At 67.0% G+C, this 17431-nt stretch carries 16 protein-coding genes; 11 read left to right on the forward strand and 5 right to left on the reverse strand.

Features of this window, described 5'->3' with window-relative positions; genetic code table 11:
- Positions 1–1302, reverse strand: a complete 1302-nt coding sequence (locus ACCC97_RS00430) for an SUMF1/EgtB/PvdO family nonheme iron enzyme (RefSeq protein ID WP_413331343.1) — start codon at positions 1300–1302, stop codon at positions 1–3.
- Positions 1303–1478: 176 nt separating this feature from the next.
- Here ACCC97_RS00430 and ACCC97_RS00435 point away from each other — a divergent pair, with 176 nt between their 5' ends.
- Genes ACCC97_RS00435 through ACCC97_RS00445 form a run of 3 tightly spaced genes read left to right on the forward strand, consistent with a single transcriptional unit; the run spans position 1479 to position 4094 of the window.
- Entirely contained in the window at positions 1479–2018 is a 540-nt protein-coding gene (locus ACCC97_RS00435; RefSeq protein WP_413313379.1) for a TRAP transporter small permease subunit, read from the forward strand.
- Between the two features lie 58 nt (positions 2019–2076).
- The gene (locus tag ACCC97_RS00440; protein ID WP_007829307.1) at positions 2077–3618 is read left to right on the forward strand and encodes a TRAP transporter large permease; all 1542 of its coding nucleotides are present in this window, start codon (positions 2077–2079) and stop codon (positions 3616–3618) included.
- Positions 3615–4094, forward strand: a complete 480-nt coding sequence (locus ACCC97_RS00445; RefSeq protein ID WP_007829305.1) for a hypothetical protein — start codon at positions 3615–3617, stop codon at positions 4092–4094. Before ACCC97_RS00440 ends, ACCC97_RS00445 begins: the two co-directional genes overlap by 4 nt.
- A 162-nt stretch (positions 4095–4256) precedes the next feature.
- Here ACCC97_RS00445 and ACCC97_RS00450 read toward each other — a convergent pair whose 3' ends face one another.
- From ACCC97_RS00450 to xseB, 4 genes are all read right to left on the reverse strand, one after another.
- Positions 4257–5336 carry a TRAP transporter substrate-binding protein gene (locus ACCC97_RS00450; RefSeq protein WP_413313388.1) on the reverse strand — a complete coding sequence of 360 codons (1080 nt, stop codon included), beginning with the start codon at positions 5334–5336 and terminating at the stop codon, positions 4257–4259.
- A gap of 110 nt (positions 5337–5446) precedes the next feature.
- Positions 5447–7303, reverse strand: a complete 1857-nt coding sequence (gene dxs / locus ACCC97_RS00455; RefSeq protein ID WP_007829285.1) for a 1-deoxy-D-xylulose-5-phosphate synthase — start codon at positions 7301–7303, stop codon at positions 5447–5449.
- Between the two features lie 21 nt (positions 7304–7324).
- Complete coding sequence (locus ACCC97_RS00460; protein ID WP_007829284.1) at positions 7325–8245, reverse strand: polyprenyl synthetase family protein; 921 nt, start codon at positions 8243–8245, stop codon at positions 7325–7327.
- Complete coding sequence (gene xseB, locus ACCC97_RS00465) at positions 8242–8508, reverse strand: exodeoxyribonuclease VII small subunit (RefSeq protein ID WP_007829283.1); 267 nt, start codon at positions 8506–8508, stop codon at positions 8242–8244. The genes ACCC97_RS00460 and xseB overlap by 4 nt, the downstream gene beginning before the upstream one ends.
- Before the next feature lie 277 nt (positions 8509–8785).
- Here xseB and ACCC97_RS00470 point away from each other — a divergent pair, with 277 nt between their 5' ends.
- The 8 genes from ACCC97_RS00470 (at position 8786) to ACCC97_RS00505 (ending at position 17427) form a co-directional block, all read left to right on the forward strand.
- Positions 8786–9925 (forward strand): aromatic ring-hydroxylating oxygenase subunit alpha, encoded by a 1140-nt coding sequence (locus ACCC97_RS00470; RefSeq protein ID WP_007829282.1) that lies wholly within the window; start codon positions 8786–8788, stop codon positions 9923–9925.
- Between the two features lie 147 nt (positions 9926–10072).
- Positions 10073–10990, forward strand: a complete 918-nt coding sequence (locus ACCC97_RS00475; protein WP_007831137.1) for a DMT family transporter — start codon at positions 10073–10075, stop codon at positions 10988–10990.
- 40 nt (positions 10991–11030) lie between these two features.
- A complete protein-coding gene (locus ACCC97_RS00480; RefSeq protein ID WP_007831138.1) occupies positions 11031–11939 on the forward strand; it encodes a sulfurtransferase in 909 nt (302 codons plus the stop codon).
- Positions 11936–12535, forward strand: coding sequence for a DUF2796 domain-containing protein (locus ACCC97_RS00485; RefSeq protein WP_007831140.1), 600 nt, complete (start codon positions 11936–11938; stop codon positions 12533–12535). The genes ACCC97_RS00480 and ACCC97_RS00485 overlap by 4 nt, the downstream gene beginning before the upstream one ends.
- A 4-nt stretch (positions 12536–12539) precedes the next feature.
- On the forward strand, positions 12540–13286 hold the full coding sequence (locus ACCC97_RS00490; protein ID WP_042673075.1) for an ABC transporter ATP-binding protein: 747 nt from the start codon (positions 12540–12542) through the stop codon (positions 13284–13286).
- On the forward strand, positions 13283–14545 hold the full coding sequence (locus ACCC97_RS00495) for an ABC transporter permease (protein WP_413331344.1): 1263 nt from the start codon (positions 13283–13285) through the stop codon (positions 14543–14545). Before ACCC97_RS00490 ends, ACCC97_RS00495 begins: the two co-directional genes overlap by 4 nt.
- 3 nt (positions 14546–14548) lie before the next feature.
- Positions 14549–15184 (forward strand): DUF3299 domain-containing protein, encoded by a 636-nt coding sequence (locus tag ACCC97_RS00500; protein WP_007831145.1) that lies wholly within the window; start codon positions 14549–14551, stop codon positions 15182–15184.
- A gap of 167 nt (positions 15185–15351) precedes the next feature.
- The gene (locus ACCC97_RS00505) at positions 15352–17427 is read left to right on the forward strand and encodes a DUF3300 domain-containing protein (protein ID WP_413331345.1); all 2076 of its coding nucleotides are present in this window, start codon (positions 15352–15354) and stop codon (positions 17425–17427) included.
- Positions 17428–17431: the final 4 nt, after the last annotated feature.

Below are 17431 nucleotides of genomic sequence, written 5' to 3' on the forward strand. Positions count from 1 at the left end.
CTACAGCGCGCAGGTGCGAAAGCCGAAGAAGCCGTCGTCGCGATGAGGCAGCGCAAAGCCGCGGCGGCGCGGCGAACGCAGGCGCGCACGCGTCGCGAACGAAGCCCCGCGCAGCACGCGCGCGCGGCCGAAGGCTGCCGCAGGATCGAATTCGCCTCCCGCGCTCCACGGGTCGGGCCGGTAGCCCGGCCACGGCTGCAGGGTGCCCGCCGTCCATTCATGCACGTCGGCCCAACGGAAGCCGCGCCGCGCGGCCGTGTGCGCCGCGATCTCCCATTCGACCTCGGTCGCGATGCGACGTCCGGCCCAGCGTGCCCAGGCATCGGCCTCCCACCAGCTCAGGTGCACCGCACTGTGGTGGCCGGCCGCGCGCACCGTCGCGCCGAAGCGCTGCTGCAGCACCGAACCGCCGGTGCCGCTGCGTGCTCCGCCGATCTGTTCGACGTGGCGAGGCCCGCGTCGGCCCTCGGCCTGCGCAGCCAGCCAGCGCCAGCCTTCGCCGTGCCACAGCTCCTCGCGGTCGTAGCCGCCGTCATCGACGAATTCGATGTACTGGTTCCAGGTGACGGGCTGCGCGTCGATCTCGAACTCGGGCACGTCGACGCGATGCGCTCCTCGCTCCTGCGCAAAGGCGAAGCCGCTCTCGGGCATGCCCAGCTCCCAGCGCGTGGCCGGCAGCAGCAGCGGCTCGCGCGTGACGGCGATGGGCGCCTGCTCGAAGCCCAGCGGCAGCCCCAGCGTCTGCGCCATCACCACGAACTGCTCGCCGCGCAGGTCTTCGTGGAACAGCGCGAGGCGATAGAAATACAGGCCGGCATCGGTCTCGGCCGCGTTGTCGAGCAGCTCGAGAGTGCTCTCCAGCGTTTCGAGCAGGTAGGCCTTGGTCTGCGCGAGGTCCGGCAGGTCGGGTGTCCAGCGCCGCTGCGGCGCACTCTGCGCGGGATTCCACCAGCCGTCGGCACCAGGGTCGATGGCCGCAAGGCGCGTGGGCCGCACCGGGCAGTCGACCCCGAAAGCGCGCTGGGTGTTGCGCCCGATCCACCACTCGGCGAACCAGCCGATGTGGCCGGCCAGCCAGACCGGCGGCAGCACGCCCTCTTCCTCGAGCATCGGCGGCGCGGCAAGCGCCTCGGCGCCCAGCACCTGCTCGTACAGCGACAGCAGGTGCAGCGTGTGGTTGCGCGCATCGATCAGCGCCAGGGACAACAGCTCCCGGCCGGCGCGGCACATGTCAGGAGAATCGATCGAATGGGGCAGGCCCATGGCGCCCGAAGGCGTCGAAGGCGGAAGGCGCGAAGACATGGGCGATTATGGCGACCGGGGCGTCCCCCCACGTCCCGGACGAGACCCATATTCCGGGTAAACCCCGCCCCCCGCGTCAAGGCAATACAAAGGTTCACCGAGGTAACATCTCGGGCTTTGCGCAGCCCCCACCAGGGGCAGGCGTTTCACCTTTGGGCTTCGCGGGAGACACCCCCTTGTCTGCATTCCTCAAATTCGCGACCGGCATGGACTGGGTCAGCGAAAAGCTCGGCAAGATCGCCGGCTACGCCGTTCTGGCGGCCTCGCTGATTTCAGCCGGCAATGCGCTCATCCGCTACGGCCTGGACTTCAGCAAGAACTCCTGGCTCGAAATCCAGTGGTACCTTTTCGCAGCCACCGTGATGCTCGGGGCACCTGTTGTGCTGCGCTTCAACGAGCATGTGCGCGTGGACATCATCTATGGCAAGCTCAAGGGCCACGGCCCGGTGTATGTCGACCTGTTCGGCCTCATCTTCTTCCTGCTGCCGGTGATGGGCCTGTTCACCTACCTCACCTGGCCCTTCTTCTGGAACATGTGGGTCACGGGCGAGATGTCGGGCAACATCGGCGGCCTGGTCCGATGGCCCGCCGCGCTGCTGATGCCCGTGGGCTTCGCTGCGATGTTCCTGCAGGGCGTTGCGGAAATCATCAAGCGCATTGCCTACCTGCGCGGCCTGATCACGATGGACACGCACTACGAGAAGCCGGTGCAGTGACGAGCGCCCTGCGCCCCCTTCCGGCCTCGCCCTCTCCCGCACCGCAGGACAAGTAGAAATGCACATGGAAAATTTCGCCCCGATCATGTTCGCGGGGCTCGTGGTGATCATGCTGATCGGCTTCCCGGTCGCGTTCTCGCTCTCGGCCCTCGGCCTGATCTGCGGCTTCTTCGCCATCGAGATGGGCTGGTTTCCGGCCGGCTTCATGGCCAACCTGCCGCTGAACGTCTTCGGCATCCTGGCGAACGAAACGCTGCTCGCGATTCCGTTCTTCACCCTGATGGGAGCGGTACTGGAGAAATGCGGATTGGCCGAGGACATGCTCGACTCGATGGGCCAGCTCTTCGGCCCCGTGCGCGGCGGCCTCGGCTACTCGGTGATCATCGTGGGCTTCATCCTCGGCGCCATCACCGGCACGGTGGCCGGCCAGGTGATCGCCATGGCGATGATCTCGCTGCCAATCATGATGCGCTACGGCTACGACATGCGCTACTCGACCGGCGTGCTCGCCGCCTCGGGCACCATCACGCAGCTGGTGCCGCCCTCGCTGGTGCTGATCGTCATGGCCGACCAACTCGGCACCGACGTGGGCCAGATGTACAAGGGCGCCTGGGGTCCGTCGATCCTGCAGGTTCTGATCTTCGCGATCTACACCTTCATGGTCGGCCGCATCCGCCCGCACTTCGTGCCGGGCCTGCCAACCAGCGCGCGCACACTGAACGGCTGGGCGCTGTGGGGCAAGTGCCTGCGCGGCATCATTCCCTCGGCCATCCTGATCTTCGCGGTGCTCGGTTCGATGGGCGGCCTGCCGTTCATGGACAAGGCCATCGCCACGCCGACCGAGGCCGGTGCGATGGGCGCGGTGGGCTCGCTCATCCTCGCGCTGATCCATCGCCGCCTGAACTGGGAACTGCTGAAGGGCGCGATGGAAGGCACCATGCGCCTCACGGCGATGGTGGTGTTCATCCTGATCGGCTCGCGCGTGTTCTCGCTGGTGTTCCAGGGCGTCGACGGCGCCAAGTGGATCGAGCACATGCTGTCGGGCCTGCCGGGTGGCCAGGTGGGCTTCCTGATCGCGGTGAACTTCTTCGTCTTCTTCCTCGCGTTCTTCCTCGACTTCTTCGAGATCGCATTCATCATCCTGCCGCTGCTGGGCCCCGTGGCCCACAAGCTGGGCATCGACATGGTGTGGTTCGGCGTGCTGCTGTGCGTGAACATGCAGACCTCGTTCATGCACCCGCCGTTCGGCTTCGCGCTCTTCTACTTGCGGGGCATCGCGGACACGCTGTTCAAGAACGGGGCGCTGCCCAAGAAGGTGGACTCGCGCGACATCTATCTCGGCGCCGTGCCGTGGGTGCTGATGCAGCTGCTGCTGGTGGCCATCGTGATCTTCTTCCCGCAGACGGTCACCGTGTTCCTCGAGAAGGAAAAGGTCGTCGACATCGACAAGGTCAACCTCGACATGCCGGTGGACGAGCAGGCCAACTCGCCCGACAACAACAACGGCGTGAACATGGAAGACCCGTTCGGCAACGAGAAGAAGACGCCGGAAGAAACGCCGGCACCGCCGCCGGCTTCCGGCGAAGCCACCAAGCCGTGAGCATCGGCGACGGCAGCAGCAGCGCCCCGCTGGAGAGCCCGGCCTTCCCGCCGCTGCTGCGCACGCTGGCGGTGGTGCTGGTGGTCGACCTCTTCGCATTCGCGATCTGGAGCCTTCCGTCGCTGCGCGCGGCCGAGTGGACGACCGGCGCACTGGTGGTGATGGGCATCGCCGCGCTGTGCGTGGTGTGGGTCGGCTACTGGATCGTCTACAGCCGCACGCGGCTCGAAGGCGATGTGCTGGTGCAGACCTGGCTATGGGACAAGCGCGTGAGCGCGCAGGACGTGGCGCAGCTCAAGCTCGTGCACATCCGCATGCTCGAACGCGTGATCGCGCCGCGGCTGCTGGTGCGGCGGCGCATGGGCGGTATCACATGGTTCCATGCGTCGGACCCCGCGGTGCTGATCGCATTCGGCGAACGCGTTGCGCAGCGCACGATGCCTTCTCCAACGGCGCCTGAGGCGGGCGCACGGTAAGGCTGTTTCCTTCGTTCGGGGCGTGTGCCCAGGCCACCCGGTACTCCCCTCCGCGAATGTCCCCCGTCGGCGTGATCGCGCCCCGAACAGCGCTCCATCCGCCACAAATAAAAAAGCCCCGCCAGACCCGGCAGGGCTTCGAAGTGTTCGCCGACGAACCGCTTACAGCTTCTGCTGCTGCATGAAGCGGTCGAACGTGCCTTCCGTGTAGCGGAACCAGGCGTTCTGGTCAGCCAGGAATTTCGACCAGTCGCTGTAGATCTTCTTCCACTCGGGGTTGCTGTTGTTCAGGTCCGAGTAGATCTGCTGGGCCGACTTGAAGGCGGCGTTCATCACGTCCTGCGAGAACGGGCGCAGCTTGGTGCCCGAGCCTACGAGCTGCTTCAGCGCGATAGGGTTCTTGGCGTCGTACTTGGCCGTCATCGTGATGTTGGCGTGCGCGGCAGCAGCCTCGACGACCGCCTTGTAGTCGGCCGACAGGCCTTCCCATGCCTTGGTGTTGATGTAGAAGTCGAGCTCGGGGCCGCCTTCCCACCAGCCGGGGTAGTAGTAGAACGGGGCGATCTTGTTGAAGCCCAGCTTCTGGTCGTCGTACGGGCCGACCCATTCGAGGCCGTCCAGCGTGCCCTTTTCGAGCGCCGGGTACAGGTCGGCGCCGGGGATCGATTGCGGGATCACGCCGAAGGGCTCGAGCACCTTGCCTGCGAACGGGTTGGTGCGGAACTTCAGGCCCTTCAGGTCGGCAACCGACTTGATTTCCTTGCGGAACCAGCCGCCCATCTGCGCGCCTGTGTTGCCGCCCGGCAGGTTGATGATGTTGTACTTGGCGTAGAACGCACGCATCAGCTTCAGGCCGTTGCCTTCGTACATCCATGCGTTCTGCTGGCGGGTATTCATGCCGAAAGGCACGGCGCAGCCGAGGCAGAAGGTCGGGTCCTTGCCGTAGAAGTAGTACGGGGCCGTGTGGGCCATTTCGACCGAGGCGTTCTGCACGCCGTCGACCACGCCGAACGCGGGCATCAGCTCGCCACCCGCGTGCACGGAAATCTGGAACTTGCCGCCCGTCATGTCGCTGACGCTCTTCGCGAACACTTCGGCGGTGCCGAAGATGGTGTCCAGCGACTTGGGAAAACTCGACGCCAGGCGCCAGCGAACGGTGGCCTGCGCGTGAACCGCGGGTGCGATGCCGGCAGCCAGAACGCCCGCGATGCCGGCGTTTTTGATGAGGGAACGACGATCCATTGATAGCTCTCCGAGTTCTTGGAATAAAACAAAACGCGGCTTGTGGCCGCGTTGGGGACTGTGTAAGTCTTCTTGATTGTAAAAACGCGCTTACAGGGCTCGGCGGGGGTTTACCCTGCGCCCGAAATGAAGCGCTCGCGGATCGAGGCTTCGATGCCGGGCGCGTCGAGCCCGATGCTCGCCAGCAGCTTCGCCGGATCGCCGTGTTCGATGAAGCGGTCGGGCAAGCCGAGCTGCAGCACCGGCTTCTGGATGTTGGCAGCCTGCAGCGCCTCGAGCACCGCACTGCCCGCGCCGCCCATGGTGGCGCCCTCTTCCAGCGTGACGATGGCGTCGTGCGTGCCCGCGACCTTCAGCAGCAGTTCGACATCGAGCGGCTTGGCCCAGCGCATGTTGACCACCGTGGCGTCGAGCGGCTCGGCCGCAGCAAGCGCGGGATACAGCAGCGTGCCGAACGCGAGGATGGCGATGCGCCTGCCTTCGCGGCGGATCTCGCCCTTGCCGAAGGGCAAGGCCTCGAGCGTGAGATGCGGCGCAGCGCCGGCGCCCGCTCCGCGCGGATAGCGCACGGCCACCGGATGGTTCTGCTCGTAGGCGCTGGTCAGCAGCTGGCGGCATTCGCGCTCGTCGGCCGGGCAGGCAATGCTCATGTTCGGAATGCAGCGCAGGAACGGAATGTCGTACGCGCCCGCGTGCGTGGCGCCGTCCGCGCCCACGAGGCCCGCGCGGTCGAGCGCGAACACCACCGGCAGGTTCTGGATCGCCACGTCGTGGATCAGCTGGTCGTACGCGCGCTGCAGGAAGGTCGAGTAGATCGCGACCACAGGCTTGAGCCCCTCGCAGGCCAGGCCGGCCGCGAAGGTCACGGCGTGCTGTTCGGCGATGCCGACGTCGTAGTAGCGGTCGGGGAAGCGCTTCTCGAACTCCACGAGTCCCGAGCCTTCGCGCATCGCGGGCGTGATGCCCACCAGCCGGCCATCGGCGGCGGCGGTGTCGCACAGCCACTGGCCGAACACCTGGGTGAATGTCTGCTTCACCACCGCAGCGGACTTGACCAGCCCCACCTGCGGATCGAACTTGCCGGGGCCGTGGTAGGCGACAGGATCGGCCTCCGCGAGCTTGTAGCCCTGCCCCTTCTTCGTGACCACGTGCAGAAACTGCGGGCCCTCGAGGTGCTTGAGGTTCTCGAGCGTGGGCACCAGCGAGTCGAGGTCGTGGCCGTCGATCGGGCCCACGTAGTTGAAGCCGAACTGCTCGAACAGAGTGGCCGGCACGACCATGCCCTTGGCATGCTGCTCCAGCCGCTTGGCCAGCTCGAACAGCGGCGGCGCGTTGCGCAGCACGCTCTTGCCGACGCTCTTGGCCGCGGCGTAGAAGTTGCCGCTCATCAGCTGCGCGAGGTAGCGGTTGAGCGCGCCCACGGGCGGGCTGATCGACATGTCGTTGTCGTTCAGGATGACGAGCAGCTTGCAGTCGCACACGCCCGCGTTGTTCAGCGCCTCGAAGGCCATGCCGGCCGTGAGCGCGCCGTCGCCGATGATGGCCACGGCATGGCGGTCTTCGCCCTTCTGCTTGGCGGCCATGGCCATGCCGAGCGCGGCGGAGATGCTGGTCGACGAATGGGCGGTGCCGAAGGTGTCGTACTCGCTCTCAGTGCGCTGAGGAAAGCCCGAGATGCCGCCGATCTGCCTGAGCGTAGGCATGCGCTCACGCCGGCCCGTGAGGATCTTGTGCGGGTAGGTCTGGTGGCCCACGTCCCACACCAGCCGGTCGTGCGGCGTGTTGAACACGTGGTGCAGCGCGACGGTGAGTTCGACCGTGCCGAGGTTGGAGCTCAGGTGGCCGCCGGTGCGCGAGACGTTGTCGAGCACGCAGGCGCGCACCTCGTCGGACAGTTGGCGCAGCTGGGCCCGGTCGTATTTGCGGATCGGCGAGGGGTCGTGGAGTGTGGGAAGCAGCGGAGCCATGGGAAGGTTTGTACTTTTCTCTCAGCGATCGCGATCGACCACCATGTGGGCCAAAGCGCGCAGCGCTGCGGTGTCGGGCAGGCCGCTGCGGGCCAGCGCGGCCAGCGCGTCGGCCAGCAGCTGGCGGGCCTGGGCGCGCGCGCCGTCGAGGCCCAGAAGGGACACGTAGGTGGGCTTGTCGGCAGCGGCATCCTTGCCGGCGGTCTTGCCCAGGGTGTGCGAGTCGGCCGTGACGTCGAGGATGTCGTCGACCACCTGGAACGCCAGGCCGATGGCCGCGCCATAGTCGCGCAACGCGGCCAGTGCCGAGCCGGCGAGGGAGCCGCAGGCAGCACCCATCTCGACGCTGCCCTGCAGCAGCGCGCCGGTCTTCAGGCGGTGCATTTCGCGCAGCTGTGCTTCATTCAATGCAATGCCGACGCTCGCCAGGTCGATGGCCTGGCCGCCGGCCATGCCCTGGCTGCCCGCGGCCCGGGCAAGCAGTCGGCACAGCTGGGCCTGGGTGGCAGCGGGAATCTCGTCGCCGTCGGGCGTGAGCAGTTCGAAGGCCAGGGCCTGCAGCGCATCGCCGGCCAGCAGGGCATCGGCCTCGCCGAATTTCACGTGCACGGTGGGCTTGCCGCGGCGCAGCACGTCGTTGTCCATGCACGGCAAGTCGTCGTGCACCAGCGAATAGGCGTGGATCAGCTCGGTGGCGCAGGCCGCGCGCAGGGCAGCGGCCTGGTTGCCGCCGACGGCCTCGCTGGCCGCGAGCACCAGCAAGGGCCGCAGGCGCTTGCCGCCATCGAGTACGGCGTAGCGCATGGCATCGCCCAGCAGTACGGGCGCATCGACGCCGACCCAGCGCGACAAGGCCGCCTCGACGTTCGCCAGATGGGGGTCGCTCCAGCCGGCGAGCGTGCGGGCGTCCCAATGGCTGGAATTCAGCGCGGCGGCGCTCATTCAGGCGTCCAGACCTTGAGGCTGCCCGAATCGAGCACCTTGATCTGGTCTTCGACCGCCTGCAGCTTGTCGCGGCAGAAAGCGAGCAGCGCCGCACCTCGCTGGTAGCTCACGAGCAGCTGGTCGAGGGGCAGCTGGCCCGATTCGAGTTCCGCCACCAGTTGCTCCAGTTCCTGGAGTCCGGCTTCGTAACTGGCAGGCAGCGGGCCGGTATCGGGCGTTGCCGCCGGGCTGGACGAGGAAGGGGGAGGCACCTTGGGCATGCAAGCGAAACGTGGGTGAAACCGGGCATTTTAGGACTGGGAGCAGAACAACCGTGCGGCCGTCCCTCCAGACGAGCCGCGCCCACCCTCGAGCGGTGCCCGATTGCACGCGGCCAAGCCGGGTGAAGAGCCGGGGGACAAAAAATGCCCCCCGGGTACAATGCGAACTTCTCTCGTTGGCGACGTCAACACACTCTTCGGGCCGTCGAGCCTCCCGGACGGCGCCTTTCCGTTCTTTCCTTTTTTTCTCCCTGTGGGGAGCTTGGTCAGGTCCTCCATGTCTGATTTAAGTCTTCAACTGCAGCAGGCCGCGAGCCAACTTCCAGTTTCCGCGTATTTCGACGAGGCACTCTATGCCCGCGAAATGCAGAACCTTTTTTCGCGAGGGCCCCGCTATGTCGGCCATCGCCTGGCCGTGCCCGAAATGGGCGACTTCCACACCTTGCCGCAGGAGCACCAGGGCCGTGCGCTGGTTCACACACCCAAGGGCGTGGAGCTGATCTCCAACGTCTGCCGCCACCGCCAGGCCCTGATCCTCCAGGGCCGGGGCCGGCTCGACAACCAGGCCGGCGGCAACATCGTCTGCCCGCTGCACCGCTGGACCTACGCCGCAAGCGATTCGCGCACCACCGGCACGCTGATCGGCGCCCCGCATTTCGAGCAGGACCCCTGCCTGAACCTGCACAACTACCCGCTGACCGAATGGAACGGCCTTCTGTTCGAGAAGAACCCGGATGGCTCAGGCCCTGACGTGGCGGCTGACATGGCCGGCCTCGGGCCGCAGGCCGATCTCGATTTCAGCGGCTATGCGCTCGACCGCGTCGAACTGCACGAGTGCAACTACAACTGGAAGACCTTCATCGAGGTCTACCTCGAGGACTACCACGTTGGCCCGTTCCATCCGGGACTGGGCAGCTTCGTCACCTGCGACGACCTGCGCTGGGAGTTCAAGCCCCGCTATTCGGTGCAGACGGTGGGCGTGGCCAACCGCCTGGGCCGCGCGGGCAGCCCGATCTACCAGAAGTGGCAGGAGCAGCTGCTCAAGTACCGCGACGGCAAGCCGCCGAAGTACGGCGCCATCTGGCTCACCTACTACCCGCATGTGATGGTCGAGTGGTATCCGCACGTGCTCACGGTGTCTACCCTGCACCCGGTGAGCCCGACGAAGACGCTCAACATGGTCGAATTCTTCTATCCCGAGGAAATCGTCGCGTTCGAGCGCGAGTTCGTCGAAGCCCAGCAGGCCGCCTACATGGAAACCTGCGTGGAAGACGACGAGATCGCCGAGCGCATGGACGCCGGCCGCCGCGCGCTGATGCTGCGCGGCGACAACGAAACGGGCCCTTACCAGAGCCCGATGGAAGACGGCATGCAGCAGTTCCACGAGTGGTATCGCAGCGCGATGCAGAACGCCTGAGTCGATGACAGCCGCATCGACGGGTGTGATGGAAACACCGCGGAACCGGCTTTGCCGGGCCGCTGGTGTTGCCCCCGGTGAGGGGGTAGGAGAAGCGACACGAAGTGCGCGAAGCCTGGGGGAGAGTAGATAGTGCAAGCGCTCTGGATGGTGCTCGGCGCCTTTTTGTTCGCCACGATGAGCGTGGTCGTCAAGGTGGCCTCGGCGTGGTTCAACAGCGGTGAGATGGTGCTGGGCCGCGGCCTCATCGGCATCGTCTTCCTCTGGCTCCTGGCCCGCAACCGCGGCGTCTCCCTGGCCACCCGCTACCCCGGCATGCACGCCTGGCGCAGCACCATCGGCGTGGTCTCGCTGGGCGCGTGGTTCTATGCCATCGCCCACATGCCGCTGGCCACCGCCGTCACGCTCAACTACATGAGCAGCGTGTGGGTCGCGGCCTTCCTCGTCGGCGGTTCGCTGCTGGCGTGGGTGCCGGTGCCCGGGCGCGACGGCCGCGTGGAACGCCCGCCGCTGCAGGGCGCGCTGGTGCTGACCGTGCTGGCGGGTTTCGCGGGCGTGGTGCTGATGCTCAAGCCCAGCGTCAACGCCAACGAAGGCTTCGCGGGCATGCTGGGCCTGCTGTCGGGCCTCACGGCCGCCTTTGCCTACATGCAGGTGGTGGCGCTGTCGCGCATCGGCGAGCCCGAACTTCGCACGGTCTTCTACTTCGCGGTGGGCTCGGCCGTGGCCGGTGGCATTGCCACGGCGACCACCGGGTTTTCGGACGGCGGTGCATGGACGTGGCAGCATGCGCTGTGGCTGCTGCCCATTGGCTTGCTGGCCGCCCTCGGACAACTCTGCATGACCCGCGCCTACGCAACCGCCAAGACCGCAGCCGGTACGCTGGTGGTGGCCAACCTGCAGTATTCGGGCATCGTGTTTGCTGCGTTCTACAGCGTGGTGCTGTTCAACGACCGCATCGATGCCACCGGCTGGGCCGGGATGGCGCTCATCATCGCGAGCGGCATTGCTGCAACCGTGTTGCGACAGCGGGCGGTGCCCAAGGCGCCGGCCGAAGAGCACTGAACGACATAAATACATTCTCGATTTCGAAGGAGCACACGCCATGTACACCACCCTCATCTCCGTCGAACAACTCCAGCAATTGCAAGCGGGCGACACGCCCTTGATGGTGTTCGACTGCAGCTTCGACCTCATGAAGCCCGAAGCGGGCGCACAGCAGTACGCCGCCGCCCACATTCCGGGCGCCCTGTACGCCAACCTCGACACCGACCTCAGCGCCAGGCACGGCGTCCCGGGTGCACACGGCGAGGTGGTGGTGGCGCAGGAAGACGGCGTGCCCGCATCGGGCGGGCGCCACCCGCTGCCCAGCCGCGAAAAGTTCGCGGCGTGGCTGTCGAGCATCGGCTTCGCCAACGGCATGCAGGCCGTGGTGTACGACCGCAACGGCGCCAACTACTGTGGCCGCCTGTGGTGGATGCTCAAGTGGATGGGCCACGAGGCTGTGGCCGTGCTCGACGGCGGCCTGCAGGCCTGGCAGGCCGCGGGCGGCGAAGTCACCGACCGCGAGGAGCCCGCGCGCTTCCAGTCGAACTTCGTCGCGGGCGAGCCCATCGCGAAGCTCGTGACCACCGACACCGTGGTGCGCCGGCTCGGCCAGCCTGACCAGAACCTGATCGATGCACGCGCTGGCGCACGTTACCGCGGCGAGGTGGAACCTCTGGACCCGATTGCCGGTCACATCCCCGGGGCCCTCAACCGGCCCTTCGCCGACAACCTCGGCCCCGACGGCAAATTCAAGCCGGCATCGCAATTGCGTGCCGAGTTCGAAGCGCTGCTCGCGGGACGCGAAGCGGCGACCGTCGTCCACCATTGCGGCAGCGGCGTGAGCGCCGTGCCGAATCTGCTCGCCATGCAGATCGCGGGGTTCGGGACGACCGCGCTCTATGCCGGCAGCTGGAGCGAATGGAGCAACACGCCGGGGCTGCCGACCCGGCAAGGCGCTGAACCATGACATTGATGACGACGAGTCGACCATTCCGGAGCTTCCAACGCACCGCGGGACTCGCAATCGCCGCCGCGCTCTTCGCGGCGGCCCCGTTCCTCCCGGCACAGGCCCAGCAGCAGCACGCCCACGTGCACGGCCAGCTCAAGCTCGACGTGGCCGTCGACGGCCCCACGGTGGTGATCGACATGGAGTCGCCCCTGGACAACATCATCGGCTTCGAACGCGCACCCAAGACCGATGCCGAGAAGAAGCTCGTCGAAGAGGCCGTCGCCCAGTTGCGTGCGGCCGACAAGCTCTTCATCGTCGACCCCGCCGCCAACTGCAAGCTCGGACCAGTCGACCTGCGCTCAGGCGCGCTGGGCCTGGGCAACCCCGACCCCGCCGAGCCCGTCGGCCACGCCGACCTCGACGCCACCTTCTCCTTCAACTGCACCAACGCGGCCGCCGCGAAGTTCATCGACCTCAACCTGTTCGGTGCATTCAAAGGCTTGCGCCAGATCGACTCGCAGATTGCCACGGCGCAGGGACAGTTCAAGCGCCAGCTGAAGCGCCCTGCCGGTGCGCAAGCCGCCCAGCCCGTCCGCCTGAGCTGGGGCAAGTAAGGCTGTGAGTACCTCCCTGCAGGCCGAGCCGTCGCCCTTGCGCGTCGTGCTCGCAGCCGAAGCATTGCGCTTCGCATGGCCCCGCGTGAAGAAACCGTGCATCGACATCGAGGCCTTTCGCATCACCGCGGGCGAATCGGTGTTCCTGCACGGCCCGAGCGGCTGCGGCAAGAGCACGCTGCTGTCGCTGCTGGCCGGCGTGCTGGTGGCCGACGAAGGCCGGGTCACGCTGCTCGGGCACGACTGGTCGAAGCTCTCGGGCGCCGCACGCGACCGCAGCCGCGTGGCCCATGTGGGCTACATCTTCCAGCAGTTCAACCTGCTGCCGTACCTGAGCGTGATCGACAACGTGCTGCTGCCCTGCCGCTTCTCGCAGCGGCGCGAGGCGAATGCATCGCGCAACGGCAGCTCGCGCGACGAGGCCGAGCACCTGCTCGACCAGATGGGCCTCGACCGCAACCTGTGGAAGCGCCAGGCCGTTCAGCTGTCGGTCGGGCAGCAGCAGCGCGTGGCCGCCGCGCGCGCACTCATCGGCCAGCCCGAGGTGGTGATTGCCGACGAGCCCACCTCCGCGCTCGACGAAGACCGGCGCGAAGCCTTCCTCGACGTGCTGCTGACGGCCTGCGCCGAGCACCACAGCGCGCTGGTGTTCGTGAGCCACGACCAGCGCATCGCGCAGCGCTTCGCGCGGCATGTGCTGCTGCCCGAGATCAACCGTGCGGCCACCAGCGCGATGGCGGTGGACGCATGAAGGCACTCTTCTCCATTGCATGGCACAGCGCCTGGAACCGGCGCTTCACGCTCGCGCTCACCGTGTTCTCGATCGCACTGTCGACCTTTCTTCTTCTGGGTGTCGAACGCATCCGCACCGAGCTGCGCGAGAACTTCTCATCGTCCGTCTCGGGCACCGACCTGATCGTGGGCGCGCGCACCGGCTCGACGCAGTTGCTGCTGTACTCGGTGTTCCGCATCGGCGCGGCCACCAACAACATCTCGTGGAAGAGCGTGCAGGCCCTGTCCGCGCACCCGGGTGTCGACTGGGTGGTGCCGCTGTCGCTCGGCGATTCGCACCGCGGCTTCGCGGTGCTGGCCACGTCCACCGACTACTTCACGCACTTCCGCTACGGCGACAGGCAGACGCTGAAGCTGCGCGAAGGCAAGCCCTTCAGCGAGCTGTTCGATGCGGTGGTGGGCGCCGAAGTGGCCGACAAGCTCGGCTACCACGTGGGCCAGAAGATCACCCTCGCCCACGGCAGCGGCGAACTCAACGTGGCCGAGCATGCGGACAAGCCCTTCACCGTGGTGGGCGTGCTCGCGCGCACCGGCACGCCGGTCGACCGCACGGTGCACATCGGCCTCGCCGCGATGGAGGCCATCCACCTCGAATGGGTGGGCGGCGCGCCGATGCCGGGCGTGCACATTCCGGCCGAGCAGGTGCGCAAGTTCGACCTCACGCCCAAGAACGTGACGGCCGCGCTGGTGGGCCTGAAGAACCGCGCCGCGGTGTTCGGCGTGCAGCGATGGATCTCGACCTATACCGGCGAACCGCTGATGGCCATCCTGCCCGGCGTGGCGCTCGACGAGTTGTGGAGCGTGATCGGCATCGGCGAGAACGCGCTGCTGCTGATGTCCGCGCTGGTCGCGCTGGTCAGCCTCGCGGGGCTGGTCTCGGTGGTGATGGCCGGCCTCAACGAACGCCGCCGCGAACTCGCCGTGCTGCGCGCCGTGGGCGCTGGCCTGCGCCATGTGCTGGCGCTGCTCGCGCTCGAAGGCGCGATGGTCACCGTGCTCGGCGTGGCCTTCGGCGTGGTGATGGCTGTGCTGGGCATCACCCTGCTCTCGCCATGGCTGCAGTCGCAGTTCGGACTGACACTGAGCCTCTCGGAACCTACACTGAACGAATGGCTGCTGATGGCAAGCCTGCTGGCGGCCGGATGGCTGGCAAGCCTCTTGCCCGGCATCCGCGCCTACCGCCTCTCCCTTGCCGACGGCCTCTCACCGAGAATTTGAATCATGCCCATCGCACACACGACGTCCAAAAGCAAAGCTTTCATCCGGCTTTCGATGCTGCTCGCAGGCACCGGCCTTGCCGCCGCCGCCTGGGCCGTGGAGCCTGCACCCAAGGACACCACCGCCACCAACCCGCTGGGTGGCAAGGCAACGCCAGCCGCGCCCAAGGCCGTGCCGGGCCAGCCGCGCCAGATCACCTGGGAAGAACTGGTGCCCAAGGACTGGGACCCGGCGAAGGAATTCAAGGGCATGGACCTGAGCGCGCTCGACGACGGCGACCCGCGCGCCAACGAGATGCTCATGAAGATGCAGGAGGTGTCGAACAACGCGCCGACCAATCCCGCGATGAACGGCACCGAAGTCAGGATCCCCGGCTTCATCGTGCCGCTCGAGGAAGCCAAGGGCGAAGTCACCGAGTTCCTGCTGGTGCCTTACTTCGGCGCCTGCATCCACACGCCGCCGCCGCCGGCCAACCAGATCCTGCACGTGGTGCCGCAGAAGGGCGCCAAGTTCCGCGCCATGGACACGGTATGGGTCACCGGCAAGCTGCAGACCCTGCGCAACGATTCGATGATGGGCGTGAGCGGCTATCACGTGAGTGCCACCAGCGTCACCAAGTACACGGGCGGCGCCAAGTAGCCGCAGCAAGGCAGCGGCCTCCTGGCCGTGTGGTTCTGCGCCGACAGGCTTGACCGCGCAGAACCGACACAGACCGTTGCATCCGGGGCGCAGGCTTTGTCATCGCCTGCCGCCGCGCACCGTTGAAAGAGTTCCGGGCCGACGCCGGCGCCCACATGGAACTCCAGATGACAAAAACCCATCGCCCAACGGTCCCGCGCCTCCTGACGATTTCGGTGTGCATCGGCGCACTCGCCATCGCAGGCTGCGACAAGCCAACCAGCACGCCAACCGCCGCCGTCGACCCCGCCGCATCGTCCATTCCCGCGCCGTCGGTGCCGCAGAACAACGCGCCTGCAGCCGTGCCAGTGGCCTATGTGCCACCCTCGGCCGACCAGCTCTACCAGATGGTCGCGCCCATTGCGCTGTACCCCGACAAGCTGGTCGCGCAGATCCTGGCCGGCGCCACCTACCCCGAGCAGATCACCGCCGCGCACGACTGGCTCGCGCAGAACCGCGGCCTCAAGGCCGGACCGCTGGCCGATGCAGCCAACCAGCAGCCCTGGGACCCTAGCGTGAAGTCGCTCACCGCCTTCCGCAGCGTGGTCGACCAGATGGCCGCCAACATCCCGTGGACCGAGTCGCTGGGCAAGGCCTACTACAACGACCCGACCGACGTGATGAACGCGATCCAGGTCATGCGGCAACGCGCGGCCAAGGCCGGCCGGCTCAAGAACAACGACAAGCTGCGCGTGGTCAGCGCGGCGACGCCCCAGAACTACGCGCCCGCGCCCGATTCACAAGCCGCGTACTACAGCGGCCCCGCGGTGATCGAACCGCCGCCGCAATACATCACCATCGAGCCCGTGCAGCCCGACGTGGTGTATGTGCCGGCCTATGACCCGCAGGTGATCTACGGCACGCCGCAGCCGGTGTACCCCGGCTATGCGTATGCGCCGCCGGTCGAGGTGGCGCCGGGCTACAGCCAGGGCCAGATGATTACGGCCGGCGTGCTCGCGTTCGGCGCTGGCGTGGTGGTCGGTGCCGCGCTGGAGCGGCACGACTGGGGCTGGCATTCGTGGAACGTGAACTGGGGCGCGCCGGGTTGGCGCGTCCGAGACCGTGGCGCCCCCCCGCCCCCGGCCTACCGCCCGGCCGTGGTCTACAACAACAACACCTACATCTCGCGCTCGACCACGGTGGTCAACAACGTGAACGACGTGCGCACCGTCTACAACAACAACGGCGGCGCACCGCGCGGGCTGCCGGCCGGCGCCGCGGCACCCAACTTCGCGGCCGCTCCGGGCTTCGCGCCGCCGCAGCAACAGCAGATGCAGCAGCAAGCCGCGCTGGCCCAGCAGCAACAACAGCAGGCCCGCCAGCAGGAGGCCCTGCTTCGCCAGCAGCAGATGCAGCAACAGGCGCAACAACAACAGGCGCAGCAGCTTCACGCGCAGCAACAGCAGCAGGACCAATTGCGTCGACAACAAGCGCAGCAGGCAGAACAACAGGCGCATCAGCAGCAGCACCCGCCGGCGCGCCTCGCGGGCCAACCGCCGGGAGCACAGCAGCAGCAGCAACAGGCGCAGTTGGAGCAGTCAAGACGCCAGCAGATGCAGCAACAACAGCAGGCACAACAGCAAGCGCGAGCGCAGCAGCAGGCCCAGTTGCAGCAACAGCAACAACAGGCACAGGTCCAGCACCAACGGGAGCAGCAGCAACAACAGGCGCAGAACCAGGTGCGCCAGCAGCAGGCACAGATGGAGCAAATGCGTCAGCAGCAGGCGCACCAGCAACAGCTGCAACAACAGGCGCAGGTCCAGCACCAACGGGAACAGCAGCAACAACAGGCGCAGAACCAAGCACGCCAGCAGCAGCAGCAGGCACAGATGGAGCAAATGCGTCAGCAGCAGGCGCACCAGCAACAGCTGCAACAGCAGCAACAACAGGCCCAGATCCAGCACCAACGGGAACAGCAGCAACAGGCGCAGAACCAAGCGCGCCAGCAGCAGCAGGCACAGATGGAGCAGATGCGCCAGCAACAGGCGCAACAGCAAGCCGCGCACCAGCAACAGCAGCAACAGGCGATGCAGATGCAACAGCAACGCCAACAACAACAGGCGCAGCAACAGCAGGCAGCGCAGCAGCACGCCCAGCAACAGGCGCAACAGCAACAACAGCGCGTGGCCGCGGCGGCAGCAGCAGCAGCAGCCCATCGCCCGCCCCGTCACGGCGAACCAGGGCAGCCGCAAGAGCGTCCCTGAGCGG

Source organism: Variovorax sp. Varisp85 (genome assembly GCF_047304045.1).
GTDB lineage: Bacteria > Pseudomonadota > Gammaproteobacteria > Burkholderiales > Burkholderiaceae_C > Variovorax.

Bases quoted from the DNA above. Each gene is read 5' to 3' on its own strand.
- ACCC97_RS00430 (WP_413331343.1), bottom strand. From the start codon at position 1,302: ATGTCTTCGCGCCTTCCGCCTTCGACGCCTTCGGGCGCCATGGGCCTG.
- ACCC97_RS00440 (WP_007829307.1), top strand. From the start codon at position 2,077: ATGCACATGGAAAATTTCGCCCCGATCATGTTCGCGGGGCTCGTGGTG.
- ACCC97_RS00450 (WP_413313388.1), bottom strand. From the start codon at position 5,336: ATGGATCGTCGTTCCCTCATCAAAAACGCCGGCATCGCGGGCGTTCTG.
- dxs (WP_007829285.1), bottom strand. From the start codon at position 7,303: ATGGCTCCGCTGCTTCCCACACTCCACGACCCCTCGCCGATCCGCAAA.
- ACCC97_RS00460 (WP_007829284.1), bottom strand. From the start codon at position 8,245: ATGAGCGCCGCCGCGCTGAATTCCAGCCATTGGGACGCCCGCACGCTC.
- xseB (WP_007829283.1), bottom strand. From the start codon at position 8,508: ATGCCCAAGGTGCCTCCCCCTTCCTCGTCCAGCCCGGCGGCAACGCCC.
- ACCC97_RS00470 (WP_007829282.1), top strand. From the start codon at position 8,786: ATGTCTGATTTAAGTCTTCAACTGCAGCAGGCCGCGAGCCAACTTCCA.
- ACCC97_RS00475 (WP_007831137.1), top strand. From the start codon at position 10,073: ATGGTGCTCGGCGCCTTTTTGTTCGCCACGATGAGCGTGGTCGTCAAG.
- ACCC97_RS00480 (WP_007831138.1), top strand. From the start codon at position 11,031: ATGTACACCACCCTCATCTCCGTCGAACAACTCCAGCAATTGCAAGCG.
- ACCC97_RS00485 (WP_007831140.1), top strand. From the start codon at position 11,936: ATGACATTGATGACGACGAGTCGACCATTCCGGAGCTTCCAACGCACC.
- ACCC97_RS00495 (WP_413331344.1), top strand. From the start codon at position 13,283: ATGAAGGCACTCTTCTCCATTGCATGGCACAGCGCCTGGAACCGGCGC.
- ACCC97_RS00500 (WP_007831145.1), top strand. From the start codon at position 14,549: ATGCCCATCGCACACACGACGTCCAAAAGCAAAGCTTTCATCCGGCTT.
- ACCC97_RS00505 (WP_413331345.1), top strand. From the start codon at position 15,352: ATGACAAAAACCCATCGCCCAACGGTCCCGCGCCTCCTGACGATTTCG.